Source organism: Corynebacterium sp. HMSC034A01 (genome assembly GCF_001838175.1).
Classification (GTDB): Bacteria; Actinomycetota; Actinomycetes; order Mycobacteriales; family Mycobacteriaceae; genus Corynebacterium.
The window spans coordinates 1-15,949 of sequence record NZ_KV835980.1 but is presented as its reverse complement, the minus strand read 5'-3'; the positions used below and the strand labels follow the sequence as shown (position 1 = coordinate 15,949).

General features: G+C 65.1%; 13 protein-coding genes and 1 tRNA gene. 4 read left to right on the top strand and 10 right to left on the bottom strand.

What is annotated here, in order from left to right; translation table 11 throughout:
* Both HMPREF2791_RS11265 and gluQRS read right to left on the bottom strand, forming a co-directional pair.
* On the bottom strand, positions 1 to 1,488 hold a 1,488-nt coding region (locus HMPREF2791_RS11265), incomplete at its 3' end, for a YPDG domain-containing protein (protein WP_210400190.1).
* Positions 1,489 to 1,596: 108 nt separating this feature from the next.
* Positions 1,597 to 2,526 carry a tRNA glutamyl-Q(34) synthetase GluQRS gene (gene gluQRS, locus HMPREF2791_RS11260; RefSeq protein WP_070845424.1) on the bottom strand — a complete coding sequence of 310 codons (930 nt, stop codon included), beginning with the start codon at positions 2,524 to 2,526 and terminating at the stop codon, positions 1,597 to 1,599.
* A 19-nt stretch (positions 2,527 to 2,545) separates the two neighbouring features.
* Here gluQRS and HMPREF2791_RS11255 point away from each other — a divergent pair, with 19 nt between their 5' ends.
* Entirely contained in the window at positions 2,546 to 3,193 is a 648-nt protein-coding gene (locus HMPREF2791_RS11255) for a queuosine precursor transporter (protein ID WP_070845380.1), read from the top strand.
* A 185-nt stretch (positions 3,194 to 3,378) separates the two neighbouring features.
* Positions 3,379 to 4,134 carry a hypothetical protein gene (locus HMPREF2791_RS11250; RefSeq protein ID WP_141764993.1) on the top strand — a complete coding sequence of 252 codons (756 nt, stop codon included), beginning with the start codon at positions 3,379 to 3,381 and terminating at the stop codon, positions 4,132 to 4,134.
* A gap of 162 nt (positions 4,135 to 4,296) precedes the next feature.
* Here HMPREF2791_RS11250 and tgt read toward each other — a convergent pair whose 3' ends face one another.
* From tgt to HMPREF2791_RS11220, 6 genes are all read right to left on the bottom strand, one after another.
* Positions 4,297 to 5,550: a tRNA guanosine(34) transglycosylase Tgt gene (tgt, locus tag HMPREF2791_RS11245; RefSeq protein ID WP_070845376.1), complete on the bottom strand. Its 1,254-nt coding sequence runs from the start codon at positions 5,548 to 5,550 to the stop codon at positions 4,297 to 4,299.
* Complete coding sequence (locus HMPREF2791_RS11240) at positions 5,547 to 7,910, bottom strand: MMPL family transporter (protein WP_070473455.1); 2,364 nt, start codon at positions 7,908 to 7,910, stop codon at positions 5,547 to 5,549. Before HMPREF2791_RS11240 ends, tgt begins: the two co-directional genes overlap by 4 nt.
* A gap of 109 nt (positions 7,911 to 8,019) precedes the next feature.
* Positions 8,020 to 8,107: transfer RNA gene (locus HMPREF2791_RS11235), tRNA-Ser, on the bottom strand.
* A gap of 38 nt (positions 8,108 to 8,145) precedes the next feature.
* Positions 8,146 to 8,373, bottom strand: a complete 228-nt coding sequence (locus tag HMPREF2791_RS11230) for a CsbD family protein (RefSeq protein WP_070473457.1) — start codon at positions 8,371 to 8,373, stop codon at positions 8,146 to 8,148.
* A gap of 76 nt (positions 8,374 to 8,449) precedes the next feature.
* Positions 8,450 to 8,884 (bottom strand): nucleoside deaminase, encoded by a 435-nt coding sequence (locus tag HMPREF2791_RS11225; RefSeq protein ID WP_070473459.1) that lies wholly within the window; start codon positions 8,882 to 8,884, stop codon positions 8,450 to 8,452.
* 22 nt (positions 8,885 to 8,906) lie between these two features.
* The gene (locus tag HMPREF2791_RS11220; protein ID WP_070845374.1) at positions 8,907 to 9,389 is read right to left on the bottom strand and encodes a tRNA adenosine deaminase-associated protein; all 483 of its coding nucleotides are present in this window, start codon (positions 9,387 to 9,389) and stop codon (positions 8,907 to 8,909) included.
* A gap of 50 nt (positions 9,390 to 9,439) precedes the next feature.
* Here HMPREF2791_RS11220 and HMPREF2791_RS11215 point away from each other — a divergent pair, with 50 nt between their 5' ends.
* Positions 9,440 to 10,444 carry a prephenate dehydrogenase gene (locus tag HMPREF2791_RS11215; RefSeq protein ID WP_141764992.1) on the top strand — a complete coding sequence of 335 codons (1,005 nt, stop codon included), beginning with the start codon at positions 9,440 to 9,442 and terminating at the stop codon, positions 10,442 to 10,444.
* 65 nt (positions 10,445 to 10,509) lie between these two features.
* Here HMPREF2791_RS11215 and HMPREF2791_RS11210 read toward each other — a convergent pair whose 3' ends face one another.
* Positions 10,510 to 12,732 carry a hypothetical protein gene (locus HMPREF2791_RS11210; protein WP_070845370.1) on the bottom strand — a complete coding sequence of 741 codons (2,223 nt, stop codon included), beginning with the start codon at positions 12,730 to 12,732 and terminating at the stop codon, positions 10,510 to 10,512.
* Positions 12,733 to 12,906: 174 nt separating this feature from the next.
* Positions 12,907 to 15,723 carry a DUF7507 domain-containing protein gene (locus tag HMPREF2791_RS11205; RefSeq protein ID WP_210400189.1) on the bottom strand — a complete coding sequence of 939 codons (2,817 nt, stop codon included), beginning with the start codon at positions 15,721 to 15,723 and terminating at the stop codon, positions 12,907 to 12,909.
* 1 nt (position 15,724) lies between these two features.
* Between HMPREF2791_RS11205 and HMPREF2791_RS12215 the strand changes: the two genes are divergently transcribed.
* Positions 15,725 to 15,949: hypothetical protein (locus HMPREF2791_RS12215; protein ID WP_210400187.1), on the top strand; the 225-nt coding region annotated here is incomplete at its 3' end.

Here is a 15,949-nt window from a genome sequence, read left to right as displayed (position 1 = left end):
GATCTCGCCGGTGTTCGGGTCGATCTCCGGCTTCCAGTCGCCCAGGTCCTGATCCTCGGTGATGGTGAAGGTGGAGCCCTTCGGCAGCTTCTCGTTCTGGGTCAGGGTGACCTCGGTGCCGCGCTTGCCCTTCTCCTCGCCGTAGCCCGGGGTGGTCACGGTTGCCTGGAAGTCCGTCACCTTCACAACGGGCTTAAGCGTATCGACGGAACCATCCGGGTACGCCACCTCAACAGTGAACTCAGCGGTGTCGCCGCCCTTCGCGCCATCCGGAGCGGTGACCTTCAAGGTGCCGTCCTTGGCCGGCTCGGCGGTCCAACCCTCCGGGGCGTTCTTGACGGTGTAGGTGGCGTCCACTGCCTTACCGCGCACGTCGCCCGGCTGGGTCTTCAGTGCAACGTTGACGGTCTTGCCCGGCTTCACGTTGGCCGGGGACTTGTATTCCGGCGCGAACTTCTGCACCGGAACCTCGCCGGTGAACTCCGGCGAATCCTGGTTGACGCGGCCGAGGTCGTCCACCACGCGCAGCACCTGCGGCGAGCTGTAGGCCTCGAACTTGGAGTCCTTGGTCTCCTCGCGCGGCTGAGCGAGCAGCTCCACGTCGACCTTGGCTGGCTTGTCGTTATCGACGCCGCCGGTCGCGTTCTTCGGCAGGGTGACGTAGACCTTGCCTGCGGCGTCCACACGCACCTTGGCGTCGGCGACAGCCTTGCCGCCCACGGTAACATTGCCGGTCAGGCGCTCGAAGTCGTTCTCGGCGTTGGCGACGGTGATACCGGTGTCGTACTCGTTGCCGTCAGCGATGATCGCCTTGGACTTGGTGGACGACGCGGTGATGGGCAGGCAGTTGTCCGTCTCAAACGGCCACGGCGCAACGTCGACGGTCGCCCAGGTGTTCACACGGGTGACCGACTGCCCAGATGAGGTGGGCTGGTTGATCTTCCACGCCCACGTCTGCTTATCCAGGGAGTCGTTCAGGCCGAGCTTCGCGGACACCGTCTGACGCTCGCCTGGCTTCACCGAGAATTGCTCGTTGTCGACCGGGATAATGTCGGTGACGTCGAGGTTGACTTTCTCGCCCTCGTGTTCCGCATCGAACGCGAGCGTGCCCGACTGCTGCTCTTTCACCGTGAACGACTGCGTGACGTCCTTGGTCGCATTGTTCGTGATCTCGGCGTTCGCCACGGCACGCTCAAAGATGCGCTCGCCCTTGCTGTCCACGGAGACCCACGCCAGGTACTCGGTGTTGGCCTCGTTGAGCGCGACACCAGCGAAAACGCCGTTCTGGTCCGCTTCCCTGGCGTCACCCGGCTGGGAGGTGGAAACGTTGTCCTCCATGATGATCTGGCAGTCATCCTGCTCCGGGTTGCCCAGGGCACCCGGCGGGCTGACAAATTCTTCCGGCAGCGCAGTCGCCTGCGGCGCCACGATGGCGGAGGTGCCGAGAGCCAATGCGACGGCGCTCGCGGCGATCTTCTTCGGGTTCATTGAAATCTCCTCAAAGGGCTAGCTAAAAGGGTGTGGCCCAATATGAGTGAAATTCAGTCATTCCGCAAGGAAATTTAATATAAAACCCAGGTTATATATGGCAAAAATTCATCTTTGTTGAGGCGTCCACAGCCACGGTTCGCGCGAAAGCTGCGCCGGTTCAAATTCCTCCAGTAACTTCTGGACGTTCGAAACCCCCACGTAGCCGAGCGATTCCGCGATTTGCGACACAACTTCTTCCGCACTGTTCCCCCTCAACATTTCCCGCAACGTCACCGCCCCATCACGCTTTGCCAATCGACGCCCTTCCGGCCCCAACACGAGCGGAACATGAATATAAACGGGGACTGTGAGCCCTAAACGGTCGGCCAGGTACGCCTGAGCCGGCGCCGAAAACAACAGATCGTCTCCGCGCACCACCTGGTCCACGCCCTGGAATCCATCGTCGACGACCACGGCCAGGTTGTATGCCCAGTCCCCCGCCTGCGCCTGATCGATCCGCCCGCCGCGCTTCAGGATCACATCGTCCACCGGCCCCGTATATTCGCCCTGATAGAAGTCGCGCACCGTCCACTCCCTCACGTGCGCGCGCAGCCTGATTGCCGGGAGGCGGCCTTCGGCGTGGAGCTCGGAGCGTCGTAGAGCTCGCTGCTCTTCCGAAAGATCGCGGCAGGTGCCCGGGTACATGCCGGGCTGCGCATGGGGCGCGGAGGCGGCCTCGCGGATGTCGCGGCGGGTGCAGTAACACTCGTAGGTGTCCAGGCGGTGAAGCGCCTCGGCGTACGCGTCGCCCCGATCGTGCTGATAGATCACGGGTGAATCGAAGTCGAGGCCGAGCATCTTGAGATCCTCGATCTGGCGCTGCGCGGACTCCGCGGACGAGCGCTCCGAATCAATGTCCTCCACGCGCAGGTAGAAGTTGCGGCCGGTGTGGCGCGCGAACAACCACGCCAACACCGCGGTGCGGAGGTTGCCGAAGTGCAGATCACCGCTGGGGCTTGGGGCGTAGCGGCCGGCAGGAGCTTCGAAATCAGACATGTGTGCCATGATAAAGCGCATGTCACCCCGCGTTTCCCGCTCCCCGTACCCCTACCTGCTCGCCCTGTTCTGCGCAGTGTTTCTGATCTCCAACATCACCGCGCAAAAAGGCGTCGCACTCGGGCCGCTGATCACCGACGGCGCGTTCTTCCTCTTCCCCATCTCCTATGTCATCGGCGACGTGATAGCCGAGGTCTACGGATTTAAGGCTGCTCGGCGGGCCGTGTTCACCGGATTCGGCATCGCCGTTGTCGCGGTGCTGTCTTTCTACATCGCGATCTGGCTGCCGGCTGCCGAGTTCTACGACATGGACGACACCTTCGCCGCCGTCCTCGGCCTGTTGCCCCAGATCGTGGCGGCGTCGCTGACCGGATACGTGGTGGGGCAACTGCTCAACGCGTGGGTGCTGCAGCGGATGAAGGACCGGTTTGGTGCTGGGCATCTGTGGGCTCGCCTGATCGGCTCCACCGTGGTCGGCGAATTCGCGGACACGCTGCTGTTCTGCTCCATCGCCGCCAGCGTCATCGGCGTCGACTCGGCGGGAGCGTTTGTGAACTACGTGGTGGTCGGCTTCGTGTGGAAGACCGCCATGGAGGTGCTGCTGCTTCCGGTGACGTACCCGACCATCGCAGCGGTGCGCCGGGCCGAGGAGCGCGCGGCGGCGTAGCGGGTTTGGGTACTTTGCGCACAAACCCTGAGGAAGGGAGCCAGAGTATGCGCGGATTTTGCCCATAGTAGGGATCGGTTGCTCAGGGTTTGTGCGGACTGCCCTCGCCCGTAATTGCTTCTATGCTGAAAACTACTTGCCGGGTGGGCTGGCAAGTAGCCGAATGACGCAAAAGGGGAAGCATCATGCAGACAGCTCGAATACTGAATACGGTTGGAGCCTCCCTCGCTGCGTGCGCTCTGTTGCTCGCGGCTGGATGCAGTTCCAGCGACCAAGCGAGCCAAGAGCAGGACACCCCAGAGTCGTCCGCTGCGGTCGCAGAGGAGGCGGTCGCAGAGGAAAACGCCTCAGAAGATGCGCCGACTGAAGTGCCGGAGGACGTGGATTTCTCCCAGCTTTTTGACGGCATCACGTACAAGGGCGAGCAAATTGCTGCGTATCCGCCCGAGCAGATCGAGGAGTACGCACAACAAACGCGCGACCTCGAGGGCGCGGAAAACTATTCATTCGATCCGCCTGAATGCGCCGAAGAGTTCAAGAAAAGCGAGGAAGAGTACATCCCCGAAAAAATGTCGGCGAAGACGTTCACCATCGGTGACCTGCAGACCGATGGTTTTTCAGCGATTGCCTACCACCGCAGCGTGACAAAGGATCCGATGGCCGACAAGGTAAGCGCCAGCCTGGATAAATGCGAGAACTACTCGTACACCACTGAAGCTGGGACGATGCACATCACCATCGAGCGGCTGCCGTTTACTGCAAATGCGGAGAAAGGCTACTCGATCATTCAAAGGACCGAATCTGACGGTCTGCAGTTGGACGCGTACAACACGCTCGCTCAGAAAAACGGCGCGATAGTAAACGTGAACCTCACCGTGCCCACCGACGAAAACATCGCGGCAGCCACCGAAACGATGAACATGATCCTCGATCGCTTGTAGGTGCCGCCCCGGAGCCGAGGATCCAGCTAGTAGCAGCCAGCTATCCGGCGAAAAATCGCGATTAGCTGGCCCCTTGTAGCTGGAAACGCGGAGGGAGGGGGCGCGGGCGGGGCAGAGAGAGGCGCAGGCGGGGCCGGAAACAACGACCGGCGCGGAGGGCCCCTACTTGCGCTGACCCGCGTAGTAGCGGCCGAGGAACTCGTCGCGGTAGGCCTCGTAGTCGCCGGCGTCGATGGCGGCGCGGATGTTGTCCACCAGCCGGATCATGAACTCCAGGTTGTGCATCGTGCACAGCGTGCCGGCCAAAAACTCCTTGGCCTTGAGCAAGTGGTGGATGTAGGCCCGCGAGTAGTTTTCGGAGACGTAGCCGCCGAACTCCTCGTCCACCCCGGCGAAGTCGCGCTTGAACCGGGCGCCGGCGAGGTTCATCCGACCGTCCAGGGTGTATACCCCGCCGCGGCGGCCCAGGCGGGTCGGTGCCACGCAGTCGAAGGTGTCGGCGCCGGCCTCGACGGCGGTGAAGATGTCGTCCGGTTCGGAAATCCCCAGCAGATGACGCGGCATCGAAACGGGCAGTTCGTCGGTGACCCAGCCGACGATGGTGCCCAGGTTCTCTTTCTCCAGCGCGCCGCCGATGCCGAAGCCGCCAAAGCCGCGGCGGCCCTCGGCGCGCGCCTCCTTGTCCAGGTCCAACAGGCCCCGCACGGCGGATCGGCGCAGGTCCTCGTATTGGGCACCCTGGACGACGCCCCAGAGGGATTGGAGGGGTTTGCTGGAACGTGCCGTCGTTAAGCGATCATGCTCGAGCAGGCACCTGCGGGCCCAGCGGCGCGTGCGCTCGACGGAATGCTCCTGGTAGGCGCGGGTGTCCACGAGGGTGGTCAGCTCGTCGAAGGCGAACATGATGTCGGCGCCGAGCTGGTGCTGGATCTGCATGGACACCTCGGGCGTGAAGCGGTGCGACGAGCCGTCGATGACGGATTTGAAGTCCACGCCGTCGTCGTCCACGCGCGCCATGCGGTCCTTGTTCGCGGCGCGGATGTCGGAATCGGTCAGCCCCGCCACGTCCATGGCCAGGACCTTCTTAAACCCGACACCGAGGCTCATCACTTGGAAGCCGCCGGAGTCGGTGTAGGTGGGCCCGTGCCAGTTTTCAAACGCGGCCACACCGCCGGCCTCGTCCACGATGTCGGGGCCGGGCTGCAGGTACAGGTGGTACGCATTGGACAAGATCGCCTGCGCGCCGGTTTGGCGGATCTGCTCCGGCGTGAGCGTTTTCACCGTCGCCTTCGTGGCCACGGGGATGAACGCCGGGGTCTGAATGTCGCCGTGCGGGGTGTGGATCACACCGGTGCGGCCGTGGCGACCCGGCGCGGGCTCGAGCTGGGTGTGGGCCTCAAACGTCACGTCGGTCATGCGTGTTCCTTTTCTAGTTCGGTGCCCTCGACGTCCACTTCGGGCAGGAGACGGTCGAGCCACTTGGGCATCCACCAGGTGGAGCGGCCCAGGATGTACATGGTGGCGGGGACGAGGGCCATGCGGATAAAGAAGGCGTCGAAGAGCACGGCGATGCCGAGGGCGAAGCCGAAGATTTGGATGAATGGCAGCGGCTGGTCCAAGAACGCGATGAACACGGCGATCATGATGATCGCGGCGGCGGTGACCACGCGTGCGCCCTGCGCGAAACCTTCGACGGTGGATTCGTGGACGGCGCGAAGCTTATCGACGTTTCCACGTTTCAGATACGCCTCACGAATGCGCGTGACCAGGAAGACCTGGTAGTCCATGGCCAGGCCGAAGGTCACGCCGATCATGAAGATGGGCAGGAACGACAGGATCGGGCCCGGTGTGTTGACCAGGCCGAACAACCCCTCCTGGAAGACCAGGACGGTGACGCCGAACGCGGCGCCCACCGAGAGCAGGAAGCCCAGGCCTGCCACGAGGGGCACGAGGATGGAGCGGAACACCACCATGAGCAGCACGATGGCCAGGCCCACCACGATGGTCAGGTACAGCGGCATGGCCTCGGCGAGTTCCTCGGTGATGTCCATCTGCACCGCGGTCAGGCCGGTCAGCCCTATGTCGGTACCGGTGGCGTCTTCCACCTGGCCGATCACGTCGCGCACGCCGTGGGCGACGGAGAGGGTGCGCTGCTCCTCGGGTCCGCCGTCTGGGGTGGCCAGGATCTGCGCGGCGGTGAAGTCCTCGTTGGCGCCGATGAGCTGGGCGTGGGTGATGCCGCCGACGGCACCGACCTCGCCCACGGTGTAGATGAAGCTGGCCATCGCGGCCTTTTCGGCGTCGCCGCCGGCCTCGTCCGGGATGGCGTCCATGTACGGCTGCAGGATTTCCGAGTCCGGGTTGACGCTGTGCGCGTCCACCACCAGCAAAAGTGGGGCGTTGACGCCGGGGCCGAAGCCCTCCGCCATCAGGTCGGCGGACTTGCGCTGGGTGGTGTCCAGGTTGGAGGTGGTGTCCGACGGCAGGGCCATCTCCAGGTTCAGCACCGGGATACTCAGCGCGCTTAAGCCCAGCACCACCACGGCCATGACCAGGCCGGGGGCCTTTTCCACGAAGCGGACCCAGCGCCGGCCCAGGGAGTTGCCGTCCAGGTCCTTGCCCGGGCGCTTGCCGGGCCCGGGGTTGCCGGCCAGGCCGGGGATCTTGCCGGCGAACGCCTTCGAGCCCCACAGGCCCAACAGCGCGGGCACGAGTGTGAGCGCCACCAGCACGGAGATCGCCACGGTGGCCGCGGCCGCCAGGCCCATCCAGGTGAGGAACTCAATGCCCGCCAGCGCCAGCGCCACCAGGGCGGTGAACACCGTGGTGCCGGCGAAGACCACCGAGGAACCGGCGGTGCCCACCGCCATGCCTGCGGCCTCGTCCGGCGGCAGGTCCCGCGCTTCCTGCCGGTAGCGGGAGAGGATGAACAGTGCGTAGTCGATGCCCACGGCCAGACCGATCATCACCGCCAGCACCGGGGTGACGTTGTTCAGCTCCACCCAGTGGGTGGTCAGCAGCACCAAAAGCGCGCCGATGCCCACGCCCACCACGGCGGAGATCAGCGGGATCACCGACGCGGCCAGCGAACCAAACGTGACCACCAGCACCACAAACGCCACGCCCAGGCCAACCATCTCGGAGGTGGTCTTCACCGCGATCGGGTCGCCGAAGCCGGCACCGCCGGCCTCCACCTGCAGCCCGGCGTCGCGGCCCAGCTGCATGGCCTCAGTCACCACATCGCGGTCCGCCTGGTCCACGGACATCGAGGACGGGGCATCGAAGTCGAAGGTGGTGTAGGCGATGCGGCCATCGTCGGAAAGCATCCGCATGTTGTGCGCGTCCGCCTCCGCGCGCTCGGACGGCATGCCCATCTCCGACATCTGGTCGATGATGATGCGCTGCAGCTCCTCATTGACCTGCACCGGATTGCCAAAGCGCTGCCCCTCCACGCCCAGGTGGTCGCGGATGTAACCTACGGTCTGATCCATCGCCGCCATGTGCTCCGGGGTGTCCAGCCGCTCCCCTTCGGGCGCGGCGAAGACCAGGTTCACGCTCGGCGCGGTGGCCACGTTGCCCGCGTCGGGGAAGTTCTCCGCCATGGAATCCAGCGCGTCAATCGCCGGGGTGTTCTCGATAGCGAACTCGTCCGTGAACGGCTTCATCAGCGACAACGCGCCAGCGGCCGTCGCCCCGAGCAGCAGCAGCCAGGCGACGATCACCCGCCACTTGTGCAGGTACGACCAGCGCCCGAGTTTGTACAGCAGTTTCGCCACGTAAAAGACCCGTTCCTTCCCGCCCGCGGCCCGCGCGAGCGTAACCCGGCCCATCCTAGTGGCCGCCCCCGACATGCGAAAAGCCCCCGTTTCCGGGGGCTTGACACTTTGGCGGTAGCGGCGGGATTTGAACCCGCGGAGGTTTTACCCTCACTCGCTTTCGAGGCGAGTACCTTCGGCCGCTCGGACACGCTACCGCCGAACAGATTAACGGCAGCGCTGCCGGATAACCAAATTAGCGCTCAGCCTGGTCCTCAGCCTCGTCGCGCTTGTCCTCGACCTTCGCGGCGACCTCGTTGGCCTTGTCCTTGATAGCGTCGCCAGCCTCGGAGAGCTTCTCCTTGGCGGAGCCGACCAGCTGGTCAGCCTTGCCCTCGTTGGCGAGCTTCTCGTTATCGGTGAGGTTGCCCAGAGCTTCCTTAGCGCCGCCCTTGAGCTGGTCTGCCTTGTCCTCGATACCCATTGTCTAACTCCTTTTCGTTGATTTTCGGTTGCGTTCGCCCACTATAGGTCCGAATGGCGCGGCGTTGGGTAACGATTCAATTAACCCTCAGGCCTTTAAAGAAGCTTTTGAGCATGAAGGCAGCTTCCGCCTCCAGCACGCCCGCGCGCACCTCGGGGGTGTGCAGGTGGCGCGGGTCCCGGATCGCGTCCAGCACACTGCCCACCGCGCCGGTCTTCGGCTCCCACGCGCCGAAGACCAGCGAGGACACCCGCGCCCCCAGGATCGCGCCCGCACACATCGTGCACGGCTCCAGCGTTACCACCAGCTCGCAGCCGTCCAGCCGCCACGCCCCCAACGTCCGCGCGGCGTCGCGGATCGCTTCCACCTCGGCGTGGGCGGTGGGATCGCAGTTCGCTTCTCGACGGTTCACGCCCCTGCCCACCACCTCGCCCGCGGCATCAAACACGACAGCGCCCACCGGTACGTCGCCGGCGGGAGTCTGTTTGGCGGTCTCGAGCGCGACGCGCATGCGCTCCTCGGCGCGCCGCAGGCTAACCGACAACGTCGTCCAACTCGTCGCCAAACCCGAGCTCGTCGGCGATTGACTGGGCGAGGTCGGCCGGATCCGCGTCGTCGTCAAGCAAAATGCTCATCTGCTCCTCGGACAGGCCGAGGTCCGCGAGGATGTCGAAGTCCCCGTCCGCCCACGCGTCCACATTGTCCAGCTCGTCCGGGTCAATGTCCGGGATCTCGGTGCCCGCCTCGTCCAGGATGTCCGCGGCGAAATCGTCGTCCACCGCCATCGTCGCATCCGAGATGAGCACGCGGGTTTGCGACGGCCCCGGGCGCACGATGACCAGGTAGTCCTCCTCCACATTGAGCAGCGCAAAGGCCGGCCCCTCCGCGCGCAGGTTGCGAACCGCGGTGATGGAGGTGGAAAAGTCCGAAAAGTCGTCGTCGAACTCGCGCACACGCCACGCGCCATCTGCGCGCTCGACGGTGACTGCGTACCCGTCCGGGAAATCCTGGCTCATGGTGTCGAAGCGTAGTCCGCGCCCGCGGAGGTGTCACTAGACTGAGTGCGGTGACTACCCATCAGCTGCCCCCAGTGTGCATTGTCGGCCTCGGACTCATCGGCGGATCGCTCATGCGCGACCTGCAAACGCGTGGGGAGCGCGTCTACGGCTTCACGCTGCACGGTGCCCGCGCCGCCCGCAGGGACGGATTCGACGTATCCGACTCCGTGGAGGAAGTGCTGCGCCGCGCCGAACACGACCGCGCGCTGGTGGTTGTGGCAGTGCCGATGCGGGCCGTGGCCTCGGTGCTGGACCAGGTGGCCGAATTCGCGCCCTCGTGCGGCATCACCGACGTGGTCAGCGTGAAAAAGCCAGTCTACGACCTGGTGGTCGAGCGCGGCCTGGAGTCCCGCTATGTGGGCGGGCACCCGATGGCCGGCACGGAATTTTCCGGGTGGACCGCCTCCCAGGAGGGTCTGTTCGCAAGCGCTGCGTGGGCCGTGACCTTCGACTACGCCCGCGAGCACCCCGGCGACCCCGCGTGGGCCGAGCTGTTCACCGTGGTCTGCCGGATGGCCTCGGTGGTCGGTGCGGAGGCGGTGCCGGTCTCTGTGGACCGCCACGACGAGGCCGTCGCCCGCGTGTCCCACCTGCCGCACGTGATCGCCGAGGCGCTGGCGCTGGTCGGCGACCACGGCGGCACCCTAGCGCAGTCCCTGTCCGCCGGGTCCTTCCGCGGCTCCACGCGCGTGGCCAGCACCGACCCGGATCTGGTGCGCAACATGTGCGAAACCAACGCGGAGTCCCTGGTGCCGGTGCTGGACGAGTTCATCGCCCTCCTCCAGGGCGCCCGCGACTCCCTGTCCGGCGAGAGCCGGTCACTTGAGGAGCTGACCAAGTCCGGCCACCGCGCCCACCTGCGCATGGCCGCGCGCAAGGGAGCGCGGCGCGAGTCGGTCTCGCCCGTGGAGATCTCCTCGCGCCCGATCATGCGCGTGCACCCGGGCACCCCGGGCTGGGAGAAGCAGCTGGTGCAGATCGAGTCCGTGGGCGGGCGCGTCGAAGTGTTCTAACCTTCCGGCATGACAAAAGGCGGCCCCCAGAAGCTGAGAGCCGCCTTTTGCGGTTCTACGCGGGCCTACTGGTTCTCGCGGCGGCGGCCCAGCGCCAGGTAAGCGCCACCGATGAGCACGGACAGCACGCCGAGCGCGATAATTGCGCGCATCGGGGTACCGGTATCCGCGAGATCACCGTCGCGCTCCGTGTCGGAGGAGGTGGTGCGGGTGGTCGAGTTCGCCTTGGCCACCTTGGTGGAGTTGCCATTGCGGGTGACCACCTTCGCGGACGGGGTCACGCTGGTGGAGCGGCCCGTGGAACGGCCCGTGGTGCTGCTCGAGGTCACCTTCGTGCCGCCGAACGTGGTCTTGGTGGTCTTCGAGCCACCGGCGCCAGCCGCGCCCGCTAGGCCGCCAGCGCCAGCCAGTGCGGCCGCCGGGGCGAGGAAGGACGACGCCATTGGACGGACCTGGTCGATGACCTTCAGCACCTGGTCCGGCTTGCTCAGCGTGGACGACGGGGTCGCGTTGGGGTCGCGCGGGAGCACGAGCTCTGCCTCAGTGTCGCCGCGGCGGATCACCACGTCGGCGTTCTTGTACCCCTTCGGCGCTTCCTTCAGCGTGAGCTGGACGAGCTTCGCATTGTCCTTCTTCGGGTCGATGGTGACCTTGCCGCGGCCGTTCGCATCGGTGGTGCCGAAGACGCGGCCGTCCTCGCTCTTGAACTCGGCGCCCTCGACGACCTTGTCGTCGGCGGTCTTGACCAGGACGTCCACCTCGATCAGGCCGTCGCTGTCCTGCTCCGTAGTCTTCTTCGTCGTGGTGGTGGCAGGCGTCGACGTCGGCGTGCCCGCCTGCGCCGCCACGGTGGTGGTCGCAGACGCGTTCTCGCCCTCCGGGAGGATGAACTTCACGGACTTGGCGCCGCGCTGAACCTCAGCCACGGAGTCGCCCCAGCCTTCCGGCGCCTCGGCGATTGCCAGGTTGAAGGCCTTCTTCTCGCGGGAGGCATCGTCAACCTTGAGGGATACCTTGCCCTTGCCGGTTTCGTCGGTGCTGCCGTCGACAGTGCCGTCCTTGCTGACAAAGGTGACGCCCTGCACTGGGCGGCCGTCCTCGGTCAGCACCTCAACGTCGAGCTCGACAACCTCGGGGGCCTTCTGGCCAATGCTCGGGGACTTCTTGGACGGCGTCGGCTCCGCGGTGTTGGTCGCGGACACCGTCGGCGCATCAGCGTCGGCGGTCGGCTGGCCGGAACCGGCCACCGGGGTCTCGCCGGCGGCGGAGGCCGGCTTCGCCTCCAGGCCCGCCACTGCCTTGTAGTTGTCCTCGGCAGAGCGGTCAGCCTCAACGTCGACGATCTTGCCGTCTTCGAACTTCACGGCGTTGCCTTCGCCGTCGGCGAAGAACGTGGCGTCATCCTCCAGGTAGGCGTACTCGAACGCGGCGACGTCATCCAGGTCGACGCCCTTTGCAACCTCGGCAGGAGCCTCGGCGGCGGTGGCTTCCTCGCCCTTCACGTTCAGGGTGTAGCGCGTCGCCTTGCCGTCCTTAACGCCGAGTGCAACCAGCTCGGCGTCGTTGTCGGTAGGAGCCCACGCAAGCTCCGGCAGGTCGCGCACGCCTTCGATAGGCTTCTTCACAAACTCGAGGTTCTTCGGGGCGCTCTTCGGACCGGTTTCGTCGTCTGCGAGGTCTTTGGTGTGGACGGCTTCGCCGTCGAAAAGCACGAAGGTGCCGTCCTGCGTGAAGGCCGCGGAGGTGATCTCCTTGGCGTCCACGCCCGGGATCGCGCCCAGGTCCTTCAGGTTGCCGGTCTGCGGGTGGATGCGCAGCAGGTGGCCCTCGTTGGACACGGCGTAGAGGCGGCCGTTGGTCGGGTTGCTGGCCACGGCGCTGTAGGTGTGGTTGTCAGAGGTGTACTCCACACCCGCGGTGCCGGAGCCAGCGGCCGTCGCCGAGACGATCAGGGAGGCGAAGCCCTTGAGGATGTCGGCCCACTCCTGCGCGGTGTCCGCCTTGGTTGTGGGGGCAACCTTGCTTGTCGACGCCTTCGTGGACCCCTCAGCCGGCTTCACCGCGGAAGCGGACTCGCTGGCCGACGCAGAGGTGGAGGAAGACACCGAGGAAACCGGAGCGGCGGAGCTCGTGTCCTCCGTGGAGACGATAGGAGCCTTCGAAGTAGCGGACTCCGAGGACGGAGACGACGTATCCGCCTTCGCAACGGGCACGAGTGTGAGCGTGCCCGCGACTGCAGCGGCGAGCGACAGCCCGGCGATGCGGTTGACCTTGGAGTTTGAAGCCATTATTACCTCTCGAATGTGAAAAAGCGCGCGAAAGCCCAAAAAGCATCTACGAATCTATACGTTTCAGCGCGCTGTCTCAATATTTATTGCCTGTAAAAACACAGCACCCCGGCCTCGCCGATGCGTCTCGACGAGGCCGGGGTGCCGCTGATATCTCAACCATGGAGCGGGGCTTTAGTTGGTGGCCTCTTCCGGCTGGTCCTCAGCCTCAGCGTCGGTCTTCTCGGAGCTGGAGCCCTCGGAGCTGGAGCCCTCGGAATCCTTGGAGGAGCTACCGCTCTCCTGCGGATCAGCCCAGCCCAGCTCACAGCTTGCGTAGTACAGGCCGGTAAGCAGACCAGCCAATGCCAGCAGTGCCACACCGCCGGCGGCTGCCGGGGCAGCCGGGTTGATTTCTGCCAGCTGACGGTTCACGCCGTCGATCTGCGCCTGGATCTCGTTCATCCACTGCGGACGCTCGAAGTTGAGGCCGTTGCCGAAGTTCGTTTCCGGCAGGGCCTGGCGGAGTGCGGCGTTGGCCTGGGCGGAAACCTGGTTCAGCTCATCCTCGAACATCACGCCGATGCCGCCCATGACGGCGCCGAGCAGGCCGAGCGGAACCAGCCATGCAACCGGGTTGGACACGGAGGACGCAGATGCCAGGCACTTGCCCAGGGAGCTGCCGTCCTCGTCGCCCTGTGCAGCGCCACCCTCGGAGATGCCTGCGGTACGCGGGGTCTCCAGCTGGAGGTTGATGTACTGCTCGTCCTTGTTGACCTCGAATTCCTTGGACTCGAGGACCGCACCCGGATCGAAGGAGTTGTTCTCCGGATCCTTCGGGTCGACCAGGCGCAGGTTGCCCGGGCTGTCAATCTTCACCGAGTACTTGCCGTACGGCGTGCCCTCGAACAGGACGTTGCCGTTCTCGTCGGAATCGCCGGCGAAGGACGGGGCACCGTCGGACGGCACCAGGGAGATCTTCAGGCCGGTCAGGCTCTCTTCCGGATCCTGCTTGCCGTTGCCGTTGTCGTCGACCCAAGCAATCACCTGGAGGTTGCTGGAGTCGATCTCTGCGCCCTCGGAGACCACGACGTGGGCGTTGCCCTTGATGTTGTCCTTCGGGGAGATGATCAGCACGGACGACGGGTCCTCGCCGTACTCCGGCTCGCCGGTGTAGCTGTCGCCGCGGCCCGGACGTGCCGGCAGCTCGCCACGAGCCTCAGCTGCGTTGTGGTGCTTTGCACCCTCCTTGAGGCCCTCCGGCAGCTCGGCGGTGAAGATCACCCGCTCGCCCGGCAGCAGGGTGCCGTTGAAATCCTCCGGCGCCTTGACATCGAGGTCGTAGCACTGGCTGTCCTCGGTCTTGTCGGACGCCTTCGCCGGCTCGCACTTGTCCTCGTCGACGCCGTCCTCGTAGACGATGTCGGTGAGAGAAACATTCACCATCGGCGTGGATCCGGTGTTGGTCACCTCGTAGGTGAAGCCCAGCGGCGAGTTCGCTTCGGCTTTCACCGGCTTATCCTTGTTGGTGGCGAAGCGGGCGTTGACCTTCTTGTCCACAGCGCCGCGCAGGAACTTGGTGTAAGCGGAATCCGGCAGGGAGCTGACCTTCTCGCCCTTGGAGGTGACACCGCTTGCGGTTGCGACGTTGTTGAAGTCGAACGCATCCTCCGGCGCCTTCATCTTGGCGCTGAAGACCTTGGAGTCGCCCGGAGCCAGCTCAGACTCAGCGGTCCAGCCTTCCGGCATGGTCAGCTCAATGTTGCGCTTCTCCAGCTCCGGATCGTCGAACGTGATGTCCTTGATCGGCGTGTCGCCGTCGTTGGTGACAATCAGGGCGTAGAGGAGGTCCTCGCCGTCCTTGACGGTCATCACATCGTCGACAAGCTCGCCGTCCTCGTTCTTGACCTTGCCGTTGTTGTCGGCGTCACGGCCCCAAACTCGCTTCTCAAGCTTCAGGGACTTGTTCTCGGTCAGGTGGATCTCCGGCAGCTCGACATCCTCGCCAGCGCGCACCGGCACCTTGATCGGGTCAGCATCGTTGCCGCGGCCCGGGGTGAGGATCTCCACATCGTGGACGCCCGGAATGACGTCGTCGATTTCGAAGGAGCCGTCGTCCTCGACCGGGATGACGCGGGAGTTGCCGCGCGGATCGGTCACCACAACAACAGTGCCCGGCACAGCCTTGCCGTTGCCATCGTCGACGCGGCCGACGATGGACTGGGTCTCCGGCGCCTCAACCTTGATCTCCACCGGGGTGGACTCGCCAGACTTAACGGTCACGGTGCGGTTGATCTTGTCGCCGTTGACGTCCACATCCGGCCAGCCCTCAGGCAGGGTGACCTCGAGGTCGAAGTCGGCCTTGCCGTCCGGGAAGTACTTGAAGTCGATCGACGGGGTGACAAAGTAGCCGTCTGCGTCGACCTTGATCGGGACCTCGTAGTCGAACGTCTCACCGGTCTCCGGGTCGGTAACGCCCTTCTTCACCAGCTTGATGTCGGAACCGGTGATCGGACGGTTGGAATCGTCGACCAACCAACCGTGGACGGAGCCCGGCTTTGCAGCCGGCTTGTTCTTGTCCAGCTCAATCTCCGGCTTGTCCACCTTGATCGGCGGCAGCTTGGAGGTCTCACCCTTCTTCACCGGTACAACCTGCGGTTTCGGATCGTTGAAGCCGTCCGGCGCGTCGACGATCACCACGTAATCGCCGTCCTCCGGCACCTCCGGAACCTCGAAGTTGCCGTTCTCGTCAACCTCGATCGGGTCGCCGACCTGGTTGCCGTCCTTGTCCTTGACAATCACGGTCGGCGGCTGCGGCTTGCCGTCCTTATCCTTCGACGGCGGAAGCGGGTTGCCCTCCGGGTCGGTGACAGTGCCGATGATGCTCGGCTTCTTCGGCTTGGAGTCCGTGGTCGGAGCAGGCTCGGCCGTCGGCTTGGTCGCCGAGGTGGACGTGGTCGGCTGCGTCGTAGTCGTCGTGGTAGACGGCTGCGTCGTAGTCGTCGGGGTCACCTTGGTCGACGTCGAGGTGGCCGGCTTCGTCGTGGTCGTCTTGGGGGTAGACGTCGTCGGCTTCGGAGTCGACGGATTTGCGGCCGAGGTCGTCGGCTTCGGAGTCGACGGCTTCGTCGCCGTGGTGGCCGGCGAAGTAGTCGTCGGCTTCGGTTCCGGTTGTGGCTTCGGCTTGGGAATCGGCGTCAGCGAGATTTCCGGGAACGATGCAGACTCACCCGGTTTC

Coding starts and splice junctions, on each gene's coding strand:
- gluQRS (WP_070845424.1), bottom strand. CDS start 2,526: ATGTCTGATTTCGAAGCTCCTGCCGGCCGCTACGCCCCAAGCCCCAGC.
- HMPREF2791_RS11255 (WP_070845380.1), top strand. CDS start 2,546: ATGTCACCCCGCGTTTCCCGCTCCCCGTACCCCTACCTGCTCGCCCTG.
- HMPREF2791_RS11250 (WP_141764993.1), top strand. CDS start 3,379: ATGCAGACAGCTCGAATACTGAATACGGTTGGAGCCTCCCTCGCTGCG.
- tgt (WP_070845376.1), bottom strand. CDS start 5,550: ATGACCGACGTGACGTTTGAGGCCCACACCCAGCTCGAGCCCGCGCCG.
- HMPREF2791_RS11230 (WP_070473457.1), bottom strand. CDS start 8,373: ATGGGTATCGAGGACAAGGCAGACCAGCTCAAGGGCGGCGCTAAGGAA.
- HMPREF2791_RS11225 (WP_070473459.1), bottom strand. CDS start 8,884: ATGCGCGTCGCGCTCGAGACCGCCAAACAGACTCCCGCCGGCGACGTA.
- HMPREF2791_RS11220 (WP_070845374.1), bottom strand. CDS start 9,389: ATGAGCCAGGATTTCCCGGACGGGTACGCAGTCACCGTCGAGCGCGCA.
- HMPREF2791_RS11210 (WP_070845370.1), bottom strand. CDS start 12,732: ATGGCTTCAAACTCCAAGGTCAACCGCATCGCCGGGCTGTCGCTCGCC.